The sequence below is a fragment of the Pseudophaeobacter sp. TrK17 genome (assembly GCF_042192375.1).
Taxonomy (GTDB): domain Bacteria; phylum Pseudomonadota; class Alphaproteobacteria; order Rhodobacterales; family Rhodobacteraceae; genus Pseudophaeobacter.
In genome coordinates, this window is the sequence record NZ_CP071700.1 from 4,236,314 (window position 1) to 4,256,902 (window position 20,589).

The 20,589-nt window shown below is 58.0% G+C and carries 18 protein-coding genes and 1 tRNA gene; 9 read left to right on the forward strand and 10 right to left on the reverse strand.

Going from position 1 to position 20,589, the window contains the following annotated elements; translation table 11 throughout:
- Positions 1-100: 100 nt before the first annotated feature.
- Genes JZI28_RS20205 through JZI28_RS20220 form a run of 4 tightly spaced genes read left to right on the forward strand, consistent with a single transcriptional unit; the run spans position 101 to position 4,223 of the window.
- On the forward strand, positions 101-1,087 hold the full coding sequence (locus JZI28_RS20205; protein WP_375698756.1) for a glycosyltransferase family 2 protein: 987 nt from the start codon (positions 101-103) through the stop codon (positions 1,085-1,087).
- A complete protein-coding gene (locus JZI28_RS20210) occupies positions 1,084-2,787 on the forward strand; it encodes a beta-1,6-N-acetylglucosaminyltransferase (protein WP_375698757.1) in 1,704 nt (567 codons plus the stop codon). The genes JZI28_RS20205 and JZI28_RS20210 overlap by 4 nt, the downstream gene beginning before the upstream one ends.
- A gap of 3 nt (positions 2,788-2,790) precedes the next feature.
- Positions 2,791-3,099 carry a hypothetical protein gene (locus JZI28_RS20215; protein ID WP_375698758.1) on the forward strand — a complete coding sequence of 103 codons (309 nt, stop codon included), beginning with the start codon at positions 2,791-2,793 and terminating at the stop codon, positions 3,097-3,099.
- Positions 3,060-4,223 (forward strand): sulfotransferase family 2 domain-containing protein, encoded by a 1,164-nt coding sequence (locus JZI28_RS20220; protein WP_375698759.1) that lies wholly within the window; start codon positions 3,060-3,062, stop codon positions 4,221-4,223. The genes JZI28_RS20215 and JZI28_RS20220 overlap by 40 nt, the downstream gene beginning before the upstream one ends.
- Before the next feature lie 475 nt (positions 4,224-4,698).
- Here the strand turns inward: JZI28_RS20220 and JZI28_RS20225 are convergent, their stop codons facing one another.
- The 9 genes from JZI28_RS20225 to JZI28_RS20265 form a co-directional block, all read right to left on the reverse strand.
- Positions 4,699-5,163: a PTS sugar transporter subunit IIA gene (locus JZI28_RS20225; RefSeq protein WP_375698760.1), complete on the reverse strand. Its 465-nt coding sequence runs from the start codon at positions 5,161-5,163 to the stop codon at positions 4,699-4,701.
- 45 nt (positions 5,164-5,208) lie between these two features.
- The gene (hpf, locus tag JZI28_RS20230) at positions 5,209-5,778 is read right to left on the reverse strand and encodes a ribosome hibernation-promoting factor, HPF/YfiA family (RefSeq protein WP_295449639.1); all 570 of its coding nucleotides are present in this window, start codon (positions 5,776-5,778) and stop codon (positions 5,209-5,211) included.
- A gap of 321 nt (positions 5,779-6,099) precedes the next feature.
- Complete coding sequence (gene lptB, locus JZI28_RS20235; protein WP_295449642.1) at positions 6,100-6,861, reverse strand: LPS export ABC transporter ATP-binding protein; 762 nt, start codon at positions 6,859-6,861, stop codon at positions 6,100-6,102.
- A complete protein-coding gene (locus JZI28_RS20240) occupies positions 6,861-7,373 on the reverse strand; it encodes an LptA/OstA family protein (RefSeq protein WP_295449645.1) in 513 nt (170 codons plus the stop codon). Before JZI28_RS20240 ends, lptB begins: the two co-directional genes overlap by 1 nt.
- A 3-nt stretch (positions 7,374-7,376) precedes the next feature.
- Positions 7,377-7,973, reverse strand: a complete 597-nt coding sequence (gene lptC, locus JZI28_RS20245; RefSeq protein WP_348154138.1) for an LPS export ABC transporter periplasmic protein LptC — start codon at positions 7,971-7,973, stop codon at positions 7,377-7,379.
- Positions 7,974-7,990: 17 nt separating this feature from the next.
- A complete protein-coding gene (locus JZI28_RS20250) occupies positions 7,991-8,959 on the reverse strand; it encodes an SIS domain-containing protein (protein ID WP_375698761.1) in 969 nt (322 codons plus the stop codon).
- On the reverse strand, positions 8,956-9,570 hold the full coding sequence (locus JZI28_RS20255; RefSeq protein ID WP_375698762.1) for a ribonuclease D: 615 nt from the start codon (positions 9,568-9,570) through the stop codon (positions 8,956-8,958). Before JZI28_RS20255 ends, JZI28_RS20250 begins: the two co-directional genes overlap by 4 nt.
- 514 nt (positions 9,571-10,084) lie before the next feature.
- Positions 10,085-10,171 (reverse strand) — tRNA-Leu (locus JZI28_RS20260).
- A gap of 121 nt (positions 10,172-10,292) precedes the next feature.
- Complete coding sequence (locus tag JZI28_RS20265) at positions 10,293-10,724, reverse strand: globin (protein ID WP_375698763.1); 432 nt, start codon at positions 10,722-10,724, stop codon at positions 10,293-10,295.
- Positions 10,725-10,968: 244 nt separating this feature from the next.
- Between JZI28_RS20265 and JZI28_RS20270 the strand changes: the two genes are divergently transcribed.
- Positions 10,969-11,958 (forward strand): complex I NDUFA9 subunit family protein, encoded by a 990-nt coding sequence (locus tag JZI28_RS20270; protein WP_375698764.1) that lies wholly within the window; start codon positions 10,969-10,971, stop codon positions 11,956-11,958.
- 107 nt (positions 11,959-12,065) lie between these two features.
- Here the strand turns inward: JZI28_RS20270 and JZI28_RS20275 are convergent, their stop codons facing one another.
- Entirely contained in the window at positions 12,066-12,872 is an 807-nt protein-coding gene (locus JZI28_RS20275) for an undecaprenyl-diphosphate phosphatase (protein WP_375698765.1), read from the reverse strand.
- A gap of 252 nt (positions 12,873-13,124) precedes the next feature.
- Between JZI28_RS20275 and JZI28_RS20280 the strand changes: the two genes are divergently transcribed.
- The 4 genes from JZI28_RS20280 to gltB are packed head-to-tail and all read left to right on the forward strand — an operon-like array spanning position 13,125 to position 20,452.
- Positions 13,125-14,570 carry an NAD(P)-dependent oxidoreductase gene (locus JZI28_RS20280; RefSeq protein ID WP_375698766.1) on the forward strand — a complete coding sequence of 482 codons (1,446 nt, stop codon included), beginning with the start codon at positions 13,125-13,127 and terminating at the stop codon, positions 14,568-14,570.
- A 33-nt stretch (positions 14,571-14,603) separates the two neighbouring features.
- The gene (locus tag JZI28_RS20285) at positions 14,604-15,044 is read left to right on the forward strand and encodes a GFA family protein (protein ID WP_348154127.1); all 441 of its coding nucleotides are present in this window, start codon (positions 14,604-14,606) and stop codon (positions 15,042-15,044) included.
- Between the two features lie 26 nt (positions 15,045-15,070).
- Positions 15,071-15,907 carry a hypothetical protein gene (locus tag JZI28_RS20290; protein WP_375698767.1) on the forward strand — a complete coding sequence of 279 codons (837 nt, stop codon included), beginning with the start codon at positions 15,071-15,073 and terminating at the stop codon, positions 15,905-15,907.
- Positions 15,908-15,919: 12 nt separating this feature from the next.
- Entirely contained in the window at positions 15,920-20,452 is a 4,533-nt protein-coding gene (gene gltB / locus JZI28_RS20295; protein WP_375698768.1) for a glutamate synthase large subunit, read from the forward strand.
- Positions 20,453-20,589: the final 137 nt, after the last annotated feature.

The window sequence follows — 20,589 nt, forward strand, 5'->3', positions numbered from 1 at the left end:
AAACATCATATTAGGGGCTGGAAAGCTATAGTAACCGGGTATCGGCAGCCGGTATTGGTATCGTAAGGGCAGGCTTTTGAAGATTTGGCAGTCATATTGTATGCGGGTTAGGCGAAAGCGGCGGCTGATCCGTGCTGTGCGCAAATCCAGCGAGCTGCGGTCTGTTCAGGACAATACCGCCCGCATCCGGCCCAGCGACATCCTGTTGGTCTCGACCATGCGCAACGAACAGATCCGGCTGCCCTATTTCCTCGATTATTACCGCAAGCTGGGGATCGATCACTTTCTTTTTGTCGACAACGGGTCCGAGGATGGCACCGCTGACTACCTCAAGGGGATGACGGATGTGTCACTGTGGCAGACCAGGGCCAGCTATCGGCGGGCGCATTTTGGGGTCGACTGGATGAACTACCTCAAGCGCAGATACGCCCACGGGCATTGGGTGCTGGTGGTCGATCCGGATGAGCTGTTCATCTATCCGTTCTGCGACACCCGCCCCATTCAGGCCCTCACGGATTGGTTGGACAATTCGGCAATCCGCAGCTTTTCAGCGATGCTGATTGATACCTATCCCAAGGGACGTTTGGGCGATGTGCCCTATCAGGCCGGTCAAAACCCGCTGGAGATCGCCAATTGGTTCGACAGTGGTAATTACACCATCAGCAAGAACCTGATGTATGGCAATCTCTGGATCCAGGGCGGGCCGCGGGCGCGGGTGTTTTTTGCGGATGAGCCGAAACGGGCGCCGGCGCTGAACAAGACGCCGCTGGTGAAATGGGATCGCCGCTATGCCTATGTCAGCTCAACCCATTCCTTGCTGCCGCGCGGGTTGAACCAAGTCTATGAAACAGACGGCGGTGAAAAGGCCAGTGGCGCGCTGCTGCATACCAAGTTTCTAGATACCCTGGGGGCCAAGGCGGCAGAGGAGCTGGCACGCAGCGAGCATTACGCCAATTCGCGCGAATACAAGGCCTATGCCGAAGGTCTGGAGCAGCAGCCCGAGCTTTGGTGCAAATGGAGCGAGAAATATATCAACTGGCGCCAGCTGGAGATCCTGGGGTTGATGTCCAAAGGGAACTGGGCATGAGCGCCGTTGGCATTGTCATGCTGGTGCATACCGCACTGGACCGTGCTGCTCAGGTGGCGCGCCATTGGACGGCCAGCGGCTGCCCGGTGGTGTTGCATGTGGACAGGAATGTTGATGGGGTCGTCTTTCGCAAATTCCGCCAAAGCCTGGCGCAGGATCCGCTGATCAATTTTTGCAAAAGGCATCGTTGCGAATGGGGCACCTGGGGCATTGTTGCCGCGTCGCAATCGGCCTCGGCGCTGATGCTGAAAGAGTTTCCAGCGGTGCGTCATGTCTATCTGTCCTCCGGATCCTGCCTGCCGCTGCGCCCGGTTGAGGAGCTGGTAGACTATCTTGCCGCCCGTCCGCGTACCGATTTTATCGAAAGCGCCACCACGGCGGATGTGCCCTGGATCGTTGGCGGGTTGGATTTTGAACGCTTTACCCTGCGCTTTCCCTTCTCCTGGAAAAAACACCGCTATCTGTTTGATCGCTATGTGGATCTGCAACGACGCCTTGGTATGCGCCGTCGCATTCCGGCGGGGCTGGTGCCGCATATGGGCAGCCAATGGTGGTGCCTGACGCGTCAAACCCTGTCAGCCATCCTGGAGGACCCCGAGCGGCCAACCTATGACGCCTATTTTCAAAAAGTCTGGATCCCGGACGAGAGCTATTATCAGACTTTGGCGCGGCAATACTCCACCAATATCGAAAGCCGCTCGCTGACGTTGTCAAAGTTCGATTTTCAGGGCAAGCCGCATATCTTTTATGATGACCATTTGCAGCTGTTGCGACGCTCGGATTGTTTTGTTGCGCGCAAAATCTGGCCAAAAGCGGACCGGCTGTATCAGACATTTCTAACCGATAGCGCCGGGGCGATGAAAAAAACCGAACCCAACCCCGGAAAAATCGACCGCATTTTTGCCAAGGCGGTGGAGCGGCGGACCCGTGGCCGTCCGGGGCTGAATATGCAAAGCCGCTTTCCCGGGCGCTGGTCGGTCAATAGCGTCACCTCAAATCCCTATTCGGTGTTTCAGGGCTTTTCAGAGCTGTTTGAAGATTTTGAGAGCTGGTTGTCGCGGATCACCGGGGCAAGGGTGCATGGCCATCTCTTTGCCCCAGAGCGGGCCGAGCTGGCCGGGGGGGGCGCGATGATCAATGGCGCTTTGACCGACAATGCCAAAACCCGCGACTACAACGTGCAGAGCTTTTTGACCAATCTGATCTGGAACACCCGTGGCGAGCGTCAGTGTTTTCAGTTTGGTCCTGGGGACAACCAGAAGATCTGCAAGGTGCTGGCGCGCGATCCAAATGCGCAGATCTCGGTCATTAGCGGCGCCTGGGCGATTCCACTGTTCCGCTCGAATCAGAATTTTACCGATCTGCGCCGCGAGGCGGCCCGGCTGCAGCAGCTTGAGGCCAAATATCTGAACCTGTTGCGCGATCAGCAAACCAAGGCACGGGTGCGGATCTGGACGATGGCCGAATTCATCGAGGCGCCGATGGAGCCATTGCAAACCATTCTTGATGAACTGGGCCCGCAGTTACCCCGGCATTTGAGCGAGGCCCCGACGATGGTCAACCTTGATGGTTTTGGTCAGTTCCTGCAAAATCTAAAGAACCAGGGGATGCACCCCTATCTGATGGGGGATTTCTCGGTGGAGCAAGGGCCGGTAAACATGCCAAAACCTCCCAGAAAACCCTATCTGGTGCGTAAATAGAATATGACAGCTTCTTTTGACTATTTCATTGTCTTTGCCGAAATGCGGACGGGGTCCAATTTTCTGGAAGCCAATCTCAACGCCTTTGATGGGGTAACCTGCCATGGCGAGGCGTTTAACCCACATTTCATTGGCTATCCCAACAAGGACAATATTCTGGGGATCACTCAGGACATGCGCGAAGACAACCCCGGCTGTCTGATCTCTCAGATCAAGTCCGAAGCGGGGGTATTGGGGGGGGGCGCTACTTTCACGACCATGATCCACGGGTTTTGGATTTGGCGCTGGAGGATCCGTGCTGCGCCAAGGTAATCCTGACCCGAAATCCGTTGGACAGCTATGTCTCCTGGAAGATTGCCAAGGCCACGGGCCAGTGGAAACTGACCAATGTGAAACGTCGCAAAGAGGCCTTGGCGCAGTTTGATGGTGTTGAATTTGCTCAACATGTAGAGGCGTTGCAGGACTTTCAGATCACCCTGCTGAACCGGCTGCAGAAATCCGGACAGACGGGCTTTTACGTGGCCTATGAGGATCTTCAGAACCTCGAGGTGATGAACGGCCTGGCGCGCTGGCTGGGCGTAGACTCCCAGCTTGAGGCTTTGGATGATAGTCTGAAACGGCAAAATCCGGCGCCGGTTGTGTCAAAGGTGGAGAACCCAGGCGTGATGGCAGAGGCGCTGGCGGAGATGGACCGTTTCAACCTGAGCCGCACCCCCAATTTTGAACCCCGCAGGGGGCTGTCGGTGCCGGGCTATGTGGCTGGGGTGGTGACACCGCTGCTGTATCTGCCCATCAGGGGCGGACCTGAGACGGAAGTGACGGTCTGGATGGCGGGGCTCGACAATGTGACGCCCGAGGGTTTGATCCAAAAAATGAACCAGAAACAGCTGCGCCAGTGGAAGCGGGGAAACCCGGGGTTTCGCAGCTTTACCGTCTTGCGGCATCCGGCAGCGCGGGTGCATTCCGTGTTCTGTCGCAGAATTTTGCAAAAAGGCGGCAGCAGCTATGGCAGCATTCGCGAGACACTGAGACGGCAGTTTAAGCTGCCGCTGCCCAAGGATGGCCCGGATGACAGCTATAGCAAGGCAGATCACTATGCGGCTTTCTCTCAGTTTCTGACCTTTTTGCAGGCCAATCTGGCGGGACAAACCTCGGTGCGGGTGGATGCGGAATGGGCCAGCCAATCGCTGGCCCTGTCCGGACTGGCAGAGCTGGGCGCGCCAGATCTGGTGTTGCGCGAGGAAGAGTTGGCCGAGGCCTTGCCTGCTCTGGCGCAGAAACTGGGCCGCACAACACCGGGTCAGCCGACGCCTGCGCCTGAGGATCACCCCTATCGCCTGGGGGATATCTGGGATGCGGCGCTGGAGAAACAGGTGTCTTCTCTGTATCAACGTGACTATGTGATGTTTGGTTTTGCTCCGTGGCGCGCGCCCTAGGGTCTGCTCCAAATCAAAGGCGAATGTCTCTCTGTTCAAATATGCAGGATCTGTCCTTTTGGGTGACGCAGCCTCTGGGTGAGAAAACTCTACAGGTGTGGCGCTGGCAAAGGGGGGCTCCCGCGCCCGTTGGTGTTTTGTAGGGTAAAACACCAAAACGGCCTTGGGCGTGGCGCCGCCTTGGGGCGGCGCTGTACCGTGTACCAGCGGAGGATAGGTGACATGATTGGTGGTGGTCTGACAGGGCATGCAGAGAGGGGTGCGCAGATCGCCCCAGGTCCCATGCGCTGGCTGCCTGACCAGGCGGTGGCCCTAGGCGACGCGTGCAACCTCCATCGGAGGTGGCACGCCGGGCCCAACGGGAAGAGATCTTTGAAAAAGATCTCCTGACGGGCGGGAGCGTTTGGGGCGGGTCAAATCGCTGACGCTCAATATCCGAGAGGTTTTGGAAAAAAAACGCCGGACTGCCGTGACCTTAGGCGGCCTGTACCGATTGTGCCTCAGTCAGGATGGTAAACAGCGTTGCCGGGTCGGGATTGGCGCGCAGTTTGGTGCAAAAGCTTTGCTCCCGCAGGGTGCGTGACACCAGGGCCAGGGCCTTCAGATGCTCTACCCCGGCGTCTTCGGGGGCAAAGAGAGAAAAGGCAATATCCACCGGTTGGCGATCAACGGAATCAAAATCCAGGGGTTTTTCCAGAATCAAAAACACACCGCGCACCGTATCAAGGCCGTTGAGCCGAGCATGGGGCAGGGCGACGCCGTGACCAACCCCTGTGGGGCCAAGGCTCTCCCGGTCTAAGAGAGCCTCAACCGTTGACTGGGCGGACAGCCCATAGGCGGACTGCGCCACCTCGGCGACCTCCTGAAACAGGCGTTTCTTGCTGGATACGGCTCCAATAACCCGGACTGCGCCCGGCTTAAGGATGCTTGAAATCTGCATAGTCACCTGCTCCGTTCAGATGCCGTGGTTCGGCTTTGTTACAGCCTATGCCGTGGGGTCGATCCAACCAATGTTGCCATCTTCCCGGCGATATACCACGTTCACCCCGTTTTTGCTTTCATTGCGGAACACCAGCACCGGGGCGCCTGCAAGCTCCATTTGCATCACGGCTTCACCAACAGAGAGGGATTGAATCCTAGTCTCCATCTCGGCAACGATGATTGGCTGCAGCGTTTCAGGTTCGGCTACGGTTTCCGCGTTATCAGAGGCGAGGATATACGAGCTGCCGCCGAGAATTTCAACCGGTTCGCTGCGATCGCGATGGTGATCTTTCAATCGGCGCTTGTAGCGGCGCAGCTGTTTTTCCATCTTTTCGCAGCAGGCCTCAAAAGCTGAATAAATTTCAGTGGCATGCGCCTTTGCCTGCGCGGTCAGCCCGGTTGAAAGGTGGATAGTGGCTTCGCAAACATATTCATGTGCAGACTTGGAAAAGACGACATTTGCGTCTGTTGGGCGTTCTGCATATTTCGAGACGACAGTCCCCAGCTCGGTCTGAACATGGGTCTGCAGGGCTTCGCCAATGTCGATCTGTTTACCGGTGATTTTGTAACGCATGTGATCTCCTTCACAAATTTCCACCCAAAACACCCTCCGGGCCGGGCCCGCAGGGGTGTCGTCAGTTCTGGGTCGGGGGATTAGGCTGGGCACAGGATTGCAACCCTCCGGGTCTTGTTGCCAAGACCACGCGTCGGACTACCTCATACTGCACTTTTGCCATGTCTCAATTCGATGATAATCTGGGCAGAGAGTCAATGGAGTTGCGGCAAATTGATGGTCGCTAACCCCATTGCTTGGCAAAAAATGGCTGGCGAAAAAACTCAGGATTTGAGGCAAGTTTTTGCAGCCAGCTCAATGAAACCAGTGACTGCCAAATAGTTAAGATATGCGGAAATTGTCACCCAGATAGACGCGGCGCACGTTCTCATTCTCGACAACTTCGGCAGGGCTGCCGGACATCAGAACCTGACCGTCATGCAGGATATAGGCGCGGTCCACGATTTCGAGTGTCTCGCGCACATTGTGGTCGGTGATCAAAACACCAATTCCGCGTTTTTTCAGATCCGCAACCAGATGGCGGATATCGCCAACCGAAATAGGGTCCACACCGGCAAAGGGTTCATCCAGTAACAGGTATTTTGGATCGGCCGCCAGACAGCGGGCGATTTCAACCCGGCGACGTTCGCCGCCCGACAGCGCCAATGCAGGCGCACGGCGCAGGTGCTCGATAGAAAAGTCCGACAGCAGCTCTTCTAGGCGTTCGCGGCGGCGGTGGCTGTGTTTTACCGCAATGTCCAGCACCGCCATGATGTTGTCTTCGACTGAAAGGCCGCGAAAGATCGACATCTCCTGCGGCAGATAGCCAATGCCCAGCCGGGCGCGTCGATACATCGGCAGTGAGGTGACATTTTGCCCGTCAATGGTGACGGTGCCGGCCTCTGGGAAAATCAGCCCGGCAATGGCGTAAAAGCTGGTGGTTTTACCAGACCCGTTTGGCCCCAGCAGCGCCACCACCTCACCGCGATCCAAGGAGATCGAGACGTCGCGGATGACGACTTTCTTGCTGTAGCTTTTGCGTATCTTTTCGATATGCAGACCCGAAGAGCCTTCGGTCAGTGTGAGATCAGGAGCTGGGGACATCAGTTGTTTTCGCTCGTACCTGAGCTTGGGTTCAGGATGGTTTTGACCCGCCCGGACATGCTGGCGGTCCCGGTGGTGAGATTGACCACCATCCGCTGTGACGCCAGAGTGCCCGCGCTTTGGTTCAGCAGGACATTTCCGCTCATGACGATGGTGCCTGAGTCGATGGTGTATTCTGCCCGCTGGGCTTCGGCGGCATCCGGGCCGCTCACCAAGATGACGTTTCCGGTGGCTTCGAGCCGTTCGATGGCGCGCTTGCCATCGGCGTCGGTTTTGTAAATCACCAGCACCCGATCGCCCGCCAGCCGCATTACCCCCTGCACAATCAACACGCTGCCGGTGAATTCGGCCGAGCCATCAGCCTGGTTGACGGCCAGGTTATCGGAGGTGACCTCAACCGGTAATGAAGGGTCTGCCTTGACCGCACCAAAGGCCACATTCTGCGCGGTTGCGGGCAGGGTAAACCACAGCGTGGAGATCAGGACAATGAAGAGGGCACGCAAATGAGTCACAATTTATCTTTCCAATTTTTGAGGAGCGTACACCAGCTTGACGCTATTGGTGAAGAGCAGATGCACCGGGCCACCGACAGTTTCTGAACTGATCTCCATATGTCCGGCGGTTAAATCTCCCAAATCCCCGGTGGCCCGAATGGCACCGGGGCTTTCGGCGTGCACCTTGCTCAGCTGGGTTTTCAACACCTCTGTTTCAACCACCATACCGTCGGTTGTGGTGATTTCGACATTGCCGACAAAGCGCGCGAGATCCTGATCGGGGTGCACAGTGCCACGATCCGAGGTCAGGGTGATTTGCCCGCCCGCGACCATGCGGATTTCCGCCCTGAGCGCATTGGCAATCACTGGCTGATCCGCGCTGGCGCTGGCCATTTCAGCGGTCACCCAGATTTCATCCCCTTGGGCCGTTGAGCCGGAAAAAAACGGAGCGGTGACCTGTTGGCCGCGCAGGCGCTCTTCTATTTCCCGGTCGGCAAAGGGAATAACCGCCTCGGTGTCAGATCCGGGCGAGATGAGAAACAGGGTCGACAACAAGGCAAGGGCTGCCAGCGGCAGAAACACCTTGAGATAGCTTACCATGCGGGAATACTGATCCATGACCGGGGTGCCTGCTCCTATCCGAGACCAGCGCGCAGACAGTCATGGATGTGCAACAGCCCCTCGGCGCGGTGTCCCTTGGCTGGATCCACCACAAACAGGCAGGTGATTTTGCGCTGGTTCATGATGGCCACGGCCTCCGCCGCAAGGGCCTCCGGCGCAATGGTTGTTGGATCTTTGGTCATAACAGCGTCGGCCTGTTTTTGCAGCAGTCCGTCCATATGGCGCCGCAGGTCACCGTCGGTGATAATGCCCAGCAGATTGCCCTCCGCATCGGTCACGCCAGAAACGCCAAATCCCTTTTGGCTGATCTCGATCAGGGCGTCTGACATTGGCGTCGCAGCGGCCACAACTGGCAGGGCGTCACCGCCGTGCATCAGGTCGGAGACCTTGCTGAGCTGGGCGCCAAGTTTGCCGCCGGGGTGGAAGTCGCGAAAATTCTCGGGGCGAAAATCGCGGTGTTTCATAATGGCAATGGCCAGGGCGTCGCCCATGGCCAGGGTCAATGTGGTCGAATTCGATGGCACAATTCCATAACCACAGGCCTCGCCCATGGCGGGGATCTGCAGCTGCACATCGGCTTGGGTCATCAGGGTGCTGTCGGGTTTGCTGGAGAGGCCAATCAGCGGAATATCGAACCGGCGGGTAAAGGCCAGCAGGTTTGCCAGTTCCGGCGCTTCGCCGGAGTTGGAGATCGCGATCACCACATCGCCCTTGGACAACATGCCCAGGTCGCCATGGCTGGCCTCGGCGGGATGAACAAAATAGGCAGGGGTGCCGGTGCTGGCCAAGGTGGCCGCAATCTTGCGTCCGATATGGCCGGATTTGCCAATGCCGCTGATGATGATACGCCCGGTTGCCGCCAGAACCAGATTGGCGGCTTCGACAAAGCGCTCATCAAAGCTATCGGCCAGGGCCTGCAGGGCGCGGGCCTCGTCTGTGGCCACCTGACGGGCGGTGGCGAGGAGTTTTTCAGAAGCGGTCATGAGTGCGCAAAAATATCCGTTTCGGGCCAACCGGCCAGGTCAAGTTTGGCACGCATCGGCAAAAAGTCAAAACAAGCCTGGGCCATTTCCATGCGTCCTTCGCGTTCCAGCCTCTTGTTCAGGGCTTCGCGCAGGCGATGCAGGTACAACACATCCGAGGCCGCGTAGTCCAACTGCGCATCCGACAACACCTTTGCGCCCCAGTCACTCATCTGTTGTTGCTTGGAGATATCCACACCGATCAGCTCATGGGTCAGGTTCTTCAACCCATGGCGATCCGTATAAGTGCGCACCAGGCGGCTTGCGATCTTGGTGCAATAGACCGGCGTGGTAAGGGCGCCAAAGGCATGATACATGGCGGCAATGTCAAAGCGGCCAAAGTGGAACAGCTTGAGCGTGTCTGGGTCTTCCAGCATGGCGCATAGATTGGGCGCCTCGGTTTGCCCTTTGGCAACCTGCACAATATGGGCATTGCCATCGCCGTCTGACAATTGAATGACGCAGAGCCGATCTCGATGGGGGTTCAACCCCATGGTTTCGCAGTCAATCGCCACCACCGGGCCGAGTTGTAGATCATCGGGTAGGTCGTTTTGATACAGGTGGTTGGCCAATGCAGAAATCCTTTGCCGGTAGCGGACCCGTGGCGGGTCTCATCCTGGTCGCAGTCTGGGTCGTCGTTTGGGTCAGTCTTTGACGCGATGCGCCGATGAATTCGAAATAAGGGCAATACGGCGCGAACTCAACTCCCAGGCTGCCGTTACCCCCTGTTGGAGCGTGCATTTTTGCGGCGCTACCGGCTCCTCCCCATTCAGGTCTAATATAAGGTCGGCGGAAACGGACATACCCCAGGGGCGAGCACGCCCGCAGCCTGATTCTAAGGGCCTGGCCTGAAGGGGAGGTTAAGCCGATACAGGCAGGCCGTTCGGCGTGATGAGTTTGGGGGCGATTTACCTTGCGCGCCTCCCTGCCGGAGCAGGGGCGGAGGTTTTCCTGAAAGGGAGAAAAGCGTGGTGCAGTTGAGCGGACAAAGCTAGGACCGTCGAAGCTCTCATCGTTCTTTCAGAACGATTGCCGCCTAGCACATCTCTCTGATGGAAATTGTCAATTTTCTGCGAAAAGAAACTTTGGTGCCCAGGAGAGGACTCGAACCTCCACATCGTTGCCAATACTAGCACCTGAAGCTAGCGCGTCTACCAATTCCGCCACCTGGGCAGGTGTCGTGAGGGGCGTATAGGCTGCAGCGTCGGGGGCGTCAAACGGATTTTTGACATTTTTGCAAAAACTCTGTCTCGGCCTGAATGTCCCACATCTGTGCACTGGTCCGGTCAGGGGATCAGAACGCTTCGCCTGCAGGTTCGGAGGCTGCAAAGAAGCTCATTCTTTTGGCGACAAATCTTAGAAATTGTGTCCAGGCTTCTTCGGTTTCCTGGCTCCACTCGGACCCCAGGATCGCGGCAAGCGTGCTGGTGAAGCTGGAAATGAATTGGCCAAAATGCGCATCGGAAATTTCCATTTTGCGATGCATATTACCCAGCTTCATGAGAATACCATCCAGTCTCTCGGTGCTCTCCAGAGCTTCGGCCAGATGGGTCAGGGAAGCGAGTATCTTTGCCTCAAGCCGTGCAGTGTCGGTTGGGAAAATGGCGCGGGCCTCGGGGCAAACCTCAAAGAAGCGCTGATAAAAAGCAGGGATGAAAGTGTCGAGGTCCATTCGATCACTTTCAAGGCTGCGAAGCACCAGGGTTTTGCAGGCGTTGGCTTCCATCGGAGTCGTCCTCGGCTATCGTAAATAGGTATTTTAATTATATGTTTAAGTCTGTTGCGCGGTATTTTGCTGAACTTATTACTAGTTTGGAATGTGTGACAGAGGAAACTGGATCTCAGGGCATTTTTGTTAACGTCAAATGCAGTTTCTGGCCCCATTGTGCCTGTGGCTTCGCGTTTTGCGCCTTGTTTGAAAAGCGCAGGAACGGTAGATCGGAGCCATAGCTATTTGCAGGAGCCAAGAGATGTCCAAACTGGTCACGATTTATGGCGGGTCTGGTTTTGTCGGCCGCTATATCGCGCGCCGCATGGCAAAAGAGGGCTGGCGGGTACGGGTTGCCGTACGCAGGCCCAATGAAGCCATGCATGTCAAACCCTATGGCGTGCCGGGCCAGGTTGAGCCGGTTCTGTGTAACATCCGCGACGATGCCTCTGTGGCTGCGGCGATGCAGGGGGCGGATGCAGTGGTAAACTGCGTTGGTGTTCTCAATGCCCATGGCAAAAACAGCTTTGAAGCGGTGCAGGTTGACGGTGCTGCGCGGGTGGCGCGGATCGCCCATGACCAAGACATTGGTCAGCTGGTGCATGTCTCGGCGCTGGGGGCGGATGCCGAAGGCGACAGCGACTATGCCCGCACCAAGGCACAGGGCGAAGAGGCTGTCCGCAGCCACTTCCCCAATTCAGTGATCCTGCGCCCTTCGGTTATCTTTGGCACCGAAGATGAATTTTTCAATCGCTTTGCAGGCATGGCTAGCCTGTCGCCGATCCTGCCGATTGCCAAGGGCAAGACCCTGTTCCAGCCGGTCTATGTCGACGATGTAGCCCGTGCCGCAGTCAAGGGGATCCTGGGGGAGGCCGCACCCGGAACCTATGAATTGGGCGGCCCAGAGGTAAAGAGCTTTGCCGCGCTGATGCGTCAGATGTGTGATGTGATCCTGCGGCGTCGTGTGATTGTCTCGCTGCCGGGTTTTGCGGTCTGGCCGCTGGCCTTTGGCTTTGACATGCTGCAGGCGATTAGCCTGCAACTGATCGAAAACAAAGTGCTGAGCCGGGATCAGCTGAAATCCCTGGGCACCGACAATGTGGTTTCCGAAGGCGCCAAGGGCTTTGCCGATCTGGGGATCACGCCAGAGCGGATGGGGCCGATCCTGCCCAGCTATCTGTGGAAGTTCCGTCCCTCGGGCCAGTATGATGAGATGACCGCCTCGGCGCGCAACCTAAAGGGCGATGCCTGATCTTGAACGGCTGATGCCAAAACCATCGGTAGCGGAATGACTAAAGGGCGCGGAGAAATCCAGCGCCCTTTTACGTTTGCCATGTGCCCTTGAAGAGGGGCCAGCCTCTAGGCTCCGTAGGCATAGCCGAGCAGCACCAGGCCCAGAATCACCCGGTAGATGACATAGGGGGTAAAGCTGACCGAGCGCAGCAGCCGCATCATCAGGCTCAGTGCTGCCAGCGCCGAGAGCATCGCCAGAAGGGCAGCAATGCCCGCGTCGCGGATCAGCGCCATATTGGCCTCTAATGCCACTTCTGTGCCCAGCAGCACGCCCGAGGCGATAATGGTGGGAATTGACATCAGCATGGCGATGCGGGCGCCATCTTCACGTGTGTAGCCCAGCTGACGCGCACCGGTGATGGTTATACCAGAGCGCGAGGTGCCGGGGATGAGCGCGATCATCTGCCAAAGCCCCATGATCAGCGCATCCCGTATTCCCCAGTCACTGGCGATCTTTTGCTCGGGGCCTTTTTGATCGGCGATATACAGCACGATGCCAAAGACCAGCATGGTCCAGCCAATCACCGCTGGTGAACGCAGCGCGTCGCTGAGGCCGGAAAAATGCAGGAAGGCGCCAAACAGCACGGTGGGGATGGTTGCAATGATCAATCCCAGAGCCAGCCGGGCCCCTTCGGTATCGGCGCGCCCGCAGGCAAGGCGGGGCAGTCCAACCAGTCCCATGCGCACATCGCGCCAGAAAAAGATCACCACCGCCGCCAGAGTGCCGAGATGGACGGCGACATCTATCACCTGGCCCTGATCTGAATAGCCGGTCAATCCAGGCAGGAGAATCAGGTGGCCGGAGGAGGAAACCGGGAGAAATTCGGTAATCCCCTGGATCAGCGCGACAAGTACAAGCTGTAAAAACGGCATAAAATAAAGTCCTGGACTGAGGCGCCCTGGCTGAGTCGGGGCAGGGCCGGGGTAACCTGTCTCTGTATAAATCTTGCTGTTGGATAGGGAAGGGAGCTTTTGGGTCCGAAGCGGACCTAAAATTGCTGTACATTCCGGCGAGAAGCAGTATCAGGGGTGGAAGCTGGTCATTTTAGGTCAGCATTGTTGACCAAAATACCGCAGCGCTCTTAGTCGGGCCTGTCGCAGCCAGCTAAACTAGGGAGTTCGCCCATGGCCAAGCAACCGATGCTCAAATTCGTGAAGATTGATCGCGATATGCCGCAAAAGCGTGCCGCTGACACCCGTCGCGAAGACTTTGACGAGATCTATTCGGAGTACGCTGCGGCCAAGGCAGAAGAACAGGCCAGTCGCTGCAGCCAGTGTGGTGTGCCCTATTGTCAGTCCCATTGCCCGTTGCACAACAATATTCCTGACTGGCTGCGTCTGACCGCCACTGGCCGCCTGAAAGAGGCGTATCAGACCTCCCAGGCCACCAATACCTTCCCCGAGATCTGCGGTCGCATCTGCCCGCAGGACCGGCTGTGCGAAGGCAACTGTGTGATTGAACAATCCGGCCACGGCACCGTCACCATTGGCGCTGTTGAGAAATACATCACCGATACCGCCTGGGACAAAGGCTGGGTCAAAGCCAACGCCCCAGCACAAGAGCGCAGTGAAAGCGTTGGCATCATCGGTGCCGGCCCTGGTGGTCTGGCGGCAGCGGATATGCTGCGCAAGGCTGGCATCCAGGTGACGGTCTATGATCGCTACGACCGCGCGGGTGGCTTGCTCACCTATGGTATTCCCGGCTTCAAGCTGGAAAAAGACGTGGTGATGCGCCGCAACCAGCTGCTGGCGGATGGCGGCGTCACCTTTGTGATGAACTGCAACATCGGCACCGACATCACCTTTGACGAGATCCGCGCCAAACATGACGCCGTGATCATCGCCACAGGCGTGTACAAATCCCGCGATCTGGAAATGCCCGGCTCGGGGGCCACAGGCATCGTCAAAGCGATTGATTTCCTGACCGCAGCCAACCGGGCCTCGAACTTTGGCGATACCGTTGCAGAGTTTGAAAACGGCACCCTGAACGCCGCAGGCAAAAAGGTTGTGGTCATTGGCGGTGGTGACACCGCGATGGACTGCCTGCGGACCTCAATCCGTCAGGGCGCGACCTCGGTCAAGTGTCTGTACCGTCGTGACCGCGCCAATATGCCCGGTTCGCAGCGTGAAACCCAGAACGCCGAAGAAGAAGGCGTACAATTTGAATGGCTGACCGCGCCCAAGGGCTTTACCGATGACAGTGGCAAGGTTGCCGGTGTCATGGTGCAAAAGATGCGCCTGGGTCAGCCCGATGCAACGGGCCGTCAGGCTCCTGAAGTGATCGAGGGCGCGGACTACGTCGAAGAGGCCGATCTGGTGATCAAGGCACTGGGCTTTGAACCCGAAGACCTGCCGACGCTCTGGGGGCAACCCGACCTGCCGGTGACCCGTTGGGGCACCGTCAAGGCCGCGTTCCGCACCGGAGCCACTGATCTGGACGGCGTCTATGCCATTGGTGACATCGTGCGCGGTGCCTCGCTGGTGGTCTGGGCCATCAAGGACGGTCGCGACTGCGCTGATGCTTTGGTTGAGCGTTTCAACAGTGCTGCTGCACAGGTTGCGGCCGAGTAACCTGGAAAAGCCACCGCAAGGGAGCCATGGGTCATGAGTGAATTGAAGGGCAATTGCATGTGCGGCGCCGTCACTGTCTCGATGACACCGGCGCAAAATACCTTGCGTGCCTGTCACTGCGACATGTGCCGCCGCTGGACCAGTTCGGCTCTGATGACCATCCCGGCGGCCTCTGGCTATGCTGCTTTGGGGCCGGTAAAGACCTTTGTCTCATCAGACTGGGCAGAGCGCGCATTTTGTTCTGAGTGCGGTTCGATGCTTTGGTATCGGATGACGGTCCCCGGTGAGCTCCACGGCCAAACCAATATGGCGGCTGGCCTCTTTGACAATGCAGGCGGGACCACGCTCGACCTGGAGTTTTTTATCGACAAGAAACCCGAAGGCTACGCCTTTGCTGGAAATCAACGGCAAATGACCGAAGCAGATGTAATGGAAGCCTTTCGGGCGGCAGCAGAACAAGAAGGGGATAGCTAGGTCACTGTGATCTTTGCTGACTGACTATGAAAATCGGGATCCGCAAATCACTCCGTCAGGCAATGTTTCGCCTGAAGTCACGCAGCCTCTGTGATGAGGCTGGGGCGGATATTCGCGCGCTTGCGGGCCGCGAAGACGGTGTAGAAAGCGGTGGGATTGTGGTTTTCACCAGCTATCACGCCAATGCGGCGAAGCGGGGCCTGCTGGAATTTGCAGCCAGTGCTTCAAACCAGGGCGCGCGCCATTGTATATTTGTGACTGACCGTCGCCAGGGGTGGTTTCAGGGGCGCGATTTCTCATCTGCGGTTCTACAGGCGATTTCTGAGTATGTCGCGCGCCACCGGCTGACACGGTTGATGACAGTCGGCGTTTCCATGGGCGGCTATGGTGCAATGTCCTATGCGGCCGAGATCGGAGCCGATTGTGCCCTGGCCTTTGCGCCGCAGTATTGCCCGCGCCCGGAAACCTTTCCCACCGATCTCCGCTGGGCTGAGGCCCGTGCACGGATCCCCGAGTTTTCCCGCCCCTCACTGAATGAGACCATGGGGTCTCAGATACAGTATACCCTGTTGCATGGCCGCTGGAATGCAGAGGATAGCCTGCACTGGCAGGCCTTTGCTCAGGGGGCCAAAATTGACCATTTCCTGGCCGATCGTAGCAGCCATGATGTCATCGATCCTCTACGAGAGGCGGGTGTGTTGTATCCGATTGTCGATGCAGCCTGGATGAATGATCGAACGAGAATGCGCAGTCTGATGCAGAAAATCAGCGCCCTACCACGAAGGCTGGGAGAGCGCGCTGAAGACCTTAACAACAATCGGGCAACACATGCCCAGCTTGCGACAAGCTATGCCACTAATTGATCGGAGAACCTCATGACCAAATTTGATGCTGACTGGGTCCGCGCCGAGGAAACCAAGCGCAAGTGGATGGCCGACAATGGTCTTTATACTGAGGAAGAAGAACATTCCTCCTGTGGTGTGGGTCTGGTGGTTGCCGTTGATGGCAAGGCCAGCCGCAGCGTGGTTGAAGCCGGTATTGATGCGCTGAAGGCGATCTGGCACCGTGGCGCCGTTGATGCCGATGGTAAAACCGGCGATGGCGCTGGGATCCACGTGCAGATCCCGGCTCCCTTCTTTTATGATCAAATCAGACGTACCGGTCATGAGCCCCGCGAAGATCAGCTGATGGCGGTTGGTCAGGTCTTTCTGCCACGCACAAATTTTGGTGCCCAGGAAACCTGCCGGACCATCGTTGAAACCGAAGTGCTGCGTATGGGCTATTACATCTATGGCTGGCGTCATGTGCCCGTTGATGTGACCTGCCTGGGCGAAAAAGCTAACGCCACCCGCCCCGAGATCGAACAGATTCTGATCTCGAACTCCAAGGGGGTGGACGAGGATACATTCGAGCGCGAGCTTTATGTGATCCGTCGCCGCATCGAAAAGGCCGCCGCCGCAGCAGGCATTGGCGAGCTTTATCTGGCGTCGCTGTCTTGCCGCTCGATCATCTACAAAGGCATGATGCTGGCTGAACAGGTTGCGGTCTTCTACCCCGACCTGATGGATGAGCGTTTCGAGAGCTCCTTTGCGATTTATCACCAGCGCTATTCTACCAATACCTTCCCGCAGTGGTGGTTGGCGCAGCCGTTCCGCATGCTGGCCCATAACGGCGAAATCAACACCCTGAAGGGCAACGTCAACTGGATGAAGAGCCATGAAATCCGCATGGCCAGCGCCACCTTTGGCGACCACGCCGAAGACATTAAACCGATCATCGCAGGCGGTGCTTCTGATTCGGCGGCTTTGGACGGCGTGTTCGAGGTTCTGGTGCGCGCCGGTCGTTCTGCGCCGATGGCCAAAACCATGCTGGTGCCCGAAAGCTGGTCAAAACAGGCGGTCGAGCTGCCACAGGCCTGGCGCGACATGTATTCCTACTGCAACTCGGTGATGGAGCCCTGGGATGGCCCTGCTGCCCTGGCGATGACCGATGGTCGCTGGGTCTGCGCTGGCCTGGACCGGAACGGTCTGCGCCCAATGCGCTATGTGGTGACCGGCGACGGCCTGCTGATTGCCGGTTCCGAGGCGGGCATGGTGCCAATCGACGAAGCATCGGTGGTGGAAAAAGGCGCGCTTGGCCCCGGCCAGATGCTGGCTGTGGATATGAAAAAGGGCAAGCTCTACCACGATACCGCGATCAAGAATAAACTCTCTGCGGCGCTGCCCTTTGGTGACTGGGTAAGCAAGATCAACGATGTGGATTCCACCCTTGCCACTGTGACCGAGGCGCCGATCTTTAGCGGGGATGAACTGCGTCGCCGTCAGGTGGCCGCGGGCTATACCATCGAAGAGCTGGAGCAGATCCTGTCTCCGATGGCCGAAGATGGCAAAGAGACCTTGGCCTCGATGGGGGATGACACGCCCTCGGCTGTGCTGTCCAAACAGTACCGTCCACTGTCGCATTTCTTCCGCCAGAACTTTAGCCAGGTGACCAACCCGCCCATCGACAGCTTGCGGGAATTCCGGGTGATGTCGTTGAAGACCCGCTTTGGCAATCTCAAGAACGTGCTGGATGAAGACAGCAGCCAGACCGAAATTGTGGTGCTGGAAAGCCCCTTTGTCGGCAATGCCCAATGGGACAAGCTGGCTGATCAGTTCAACGCGCCCCTGGTCGAGATCGACTGCTCCTTTGACCCCGCCGAAGGATCGCTGAGCAAGGCCCTGGACCGTATCCGCGCCGAGGCCGAAGACGCGGTGCGCTCGGGGGCTGGTCACCTGGTGCTGACCGATCAGTTCTCGGATGCAACCCGTGTAGCGATGCCGATGATCCTGGCAACCTCTGCGGTGCATTCGCATCTGACCCGCAAGGGGCTGCGGACTTTCTGCTCGCTCAATGTGCGGGCGGCGGAATGTGTCGATCCCCATTACTTTGCTGTGCTCATTGGCTGTGGCGCCACCGTGGTGAATGCCTATCTGGCCGAGGATTCGCTGGCGGATCGCATCGAGCGCGGATTGCTGGATGGTACTCTGACTGAAAACGTGGCGCGCTACCGCGATGCCATCGACCAGGGTCTGCTCAAGATCATGGCGAAGATGGGTATCTCGGTGATCTCCTCCTATCGCGGTGGTCTGAACTTTGAGGCCGTTGGCCTGTCCCGTGCTATGTGCGCTGAGTTCTTCCCTGGTATGACCAGCCGGATTTCCGGCATCGGTGTCAGCGGGATTCAGGTCAAGGCTGAGGAGATTCATGCCAATGGCTGGAAGGGTGCAGAAAACATCCTGCCCATCGGTGGGTTCTACAAGGCCCGCAAGTCGAGCGAGACACATGCCTGGGAAGCAAGCTCGATGCATATGCTGCAAATGGCCTGCAACCGTGCCTCGTTTGAGATGTGGAAGCAGTATTCAGCAAAGATGCAAAGCAACCCGCCGATCCATCTGCGTGATCTCTTGGACATCAAGCCCATGGGCAAAGCCGTGCCGATTGAAGAGGTGGAGAGCATCACCTCGATCCGCAAACGGTTTGTCACGCCGGGCATGTCCTTGGGCGCCCTGTCGCCTGAGGCCCACAAGACCCTGAATGTTGCGATGAACCGCATCGGCGCCAAGTCCGATTCGGGTGAGGGCGGCGAAGATCCGGCGCATTTTGTACCGGAGCCCAATGGTGACAACCCGTCTGCCAAGATCAAACAGGTGGCCTCGGGGCGCTTTGGCGTCACCGCTGAATATCTGAACCAGTGCGAAGAGCTGGAGATCAAGGTGGCCCAGGGGGCCAAGCCCGGTGAGGGTGGCCAGTTGCCGGGGATGAAGGTCACCGATCTGATTGCCCGTCTGCGCCACTCGACCAAGGGTGTGACCCTGATCTCACCACCGCCGCACCACGATATCTATTCGATCGAGGATCTGGCGCAGCTGATTTACGATCTGAAACAGATCAACCCGCGCTGCAAGGTGACCGTGAAACTGGTGGCCTCTTCCGGGGTTGGCACCATCGCGGCTGGCGTGGCCAAGGCCAAGGCCGACATCATCCTGATCTCGGGCCACAATGGCGGTACCGGGGCCTCGCCTGCGACCTCGATCAAATACGCGGGTCTGCCCTGGGAAATGGGCCTCACCGAGGCGCATCAGGTGCTGGCGATGAACAACCTGCGTGAACGCGTCACCCTGCGGACCGATGGTGGCCTGCGCACCGGGCGCGACATCGTTATGGCGGCGATGCTGGGCGCCGAGGAATACGGCATTGGCACCGCGGCGCTGATTGCCATGGGCTGCATCATGGTGCGTCAGTGCCAATCCAACACCTGTCCTGTGGGTGTCTGTACCCAGGACGAAGCACTGCGGGGCAAGTTCACCGGCAATGCGGATAAGGTTGTCAATCTGATCACCTTCTATGCGCAGGAGGTGCGGGAAATTCTCGCCTCTATCGGCGCGCGCAGTTTGGATGACATCATCGGTCGTGCGGATCTGCTGGCGCAGGTGTCGCGTGGCTCGGCCCACCTCGATGACCTCGACCTGAACCCGCTGCTGATCACTGTCGATGGCGCGGCTGATATCGTCTACAATCGCGATAAGGAGCGCAACGCGGTGCCGGATACTCTGGACAGCGAAATTGTCCGCGATGCGGCGCGTTTCTTGCAGGATGGCGAAAAGATGCAGCTGTCCTATGCGGTGCAGAACACCCATCGTTCCGTGGGCACCCGCACCTCGAGCCATATCGTGCGCAACTTTGGCATGCGCAATGCCTTCCAGCCGGATCACCTGACGGTGAAACTGCAGGGCTCTGCCGGGCAGTCGCTGGGGGCCTTTGCGGCACCGGGGCTGAAGCTTGAAGTCTCTGGTGATGCAAACGACTATGTCGGCAAAGGCCTGTCAGGGGGGACCATTGTGGTGCGCCCGCCGATGTCCTCGCCGCTGACGGCCAGCGAGAATACCATTGTCGGCAATACCGTTCTTTATGGTGCCACCGATGGGTATCTCTTTGCGGCGGGTCGTGCCGGTGAACGCTTTGGGGTGCGCAACTCCGGTGCGTCGGTGGTGATCGAGGGCTGTGGCGCTTGCGGCTGTGAATACATGACCGGTGGTGTCGCAGTGATTTTGGGCTCGATCGGCGCCAACTTTGGCGCTGGTATGACCGGTGGCATGGCCTATCTCTATGATCCAGAAGGCAAGGCGCAGACCATGATGAATATGGAAGGTCTGGTAACCTGTGCGGTGACTGTGGCGCATTGGGAGAGCCAGCTGAAAACGCTGATCGAGCGGCATCTGGAAGAGACCGGAAGCGGCAAGGCAGCAGAGATCCTGCAGAATTGGGATCTGGAGAAGAGCAACTTCCTGCAGGTCTGCCCAACCGAGATGCTGGACAAGCTGGCGCATCCTTTGAGCCTGGAACAATCAGCGGTTCCGGCTGAATAAGCCCAGACAGATCTGCTGTTACAAAATTGTCCCGCAAGCTGGTCGCTTGCGGGGCTTTTTGTTTTTGGGCTGCGCTTCCTCGCGGCGGAGCCCACAAGAACGCGCCGCGATTCTTGGTTGGTTTTGGGGGCTTGGCT

Excerpts from the sequence above, each read along its gene's own strand:
- JZI28_RS20205 (WP_375698756.1), top strand. The coding sequence starts at position 101 with ATGCGGGTTAGGCGAAAGCGGCGGCTGATCCGTGCTGTGCGCAAATCC.
- JZI28_RS20210 (WP_375698757.1), top strand. The coding sequence starts at position 1,084 with ATGAGCGCCGTTGGCATTGTCATGCTGGTGCATACCGCACTGGACCGT.
- JZI28_RS20215 (WP_375698758.1), top strand. The coding sequence starts at position 2,791 with ATGACAGCTTCTTTTGACTATTTCATTGTCTTTGCCGAAATGCGGACG.
- JZI28_RS20225 (WP_375698760.1), bottom strand. The coding sequence starts at position 5,163 with ATGCAGATTTCAAGCATCCTTAAGCCGGGCGCAGTCCGGGTTATTGGA.
- hpf (WP_295449639.1), bottom strand. The coding sequence starts at position 5,778 with ATGCGTTACAAAATCACCGGTAAACAGATCGACATTGGCGAAGCCCTG.
- lptB (WP_295449642.1), bottom strand. The coding sequence starts at position 6,861 with ATGTCCCCAGCTCCTGATCTCACACTGACCGAAGGCTCTTCGGGTCTG.
- lptC (WP_348154138.1), bottom strand. The coding sequence starts at position 7,973 with ATGGATCAGTATTCCCGCATGGTAAGCTATCTCAAGGTGTTTCTGCCG.
- JZI28_RS20250 (WP_375698761.1), bottom strand. The coding sequence starts at position 8,959 with ATGACCGCTTCTGAAAAACTCCTCGCCACCGCCCGTCAGGTGGCCACA.
- JZI28_RS20265 (WP_375698763.1), bottom strand. The coding sequence starts at position 10,724 with ATGGAAGCCAACGCCTGCAAAACCCTGGTGCTTCGCAGCCTTGAAAGT.
- JZI28_RS20270 (WP_375698764.1), top strand. The coding sequence starts at position 10,969 with ATGTCCAAACTGGTCACGATTTATGGCGGGTCTGGTTTTGTCGGCCGC.
- JZI28_RS20275 (WP_375698765.1), bottom strand. The coding sequence starts at position 12,872 with ATGCCGTTTTTACAGCTTGTACTTGTCGCGCTGATCCAGGGGATTACC.
- JZI28_RS20280 (WP_375698766.1), top strand. The coding sequence starts at position 13,125 with ATGGCCAAGCAACCGATGCTCAAATTCGTGAAGATTGATCGCGATATG.
- JZI28_RS20285 (WP_348154127.1), top strand. The coding sequence starts at position 14,604 with ATGAGTGAATTGAAGGGCAATTGCATGTGCGGCGCCGTCACTGTCTCG.
- JZI28_RS20290 (WP_375698767.1), top strand. The coding sequence starts at position 15,071 with ATGAAAATCGGGATCCGCAAATCACTCCGTCAGGCAATGTTTCGCCTG.
- gltB (WP_375698768.1), top strand. The coding sequence starts at position 15,920 with ATGACCAAATTTGATGCTGACTGGGTCCGCGCCGAGGAAACCAAGCGC.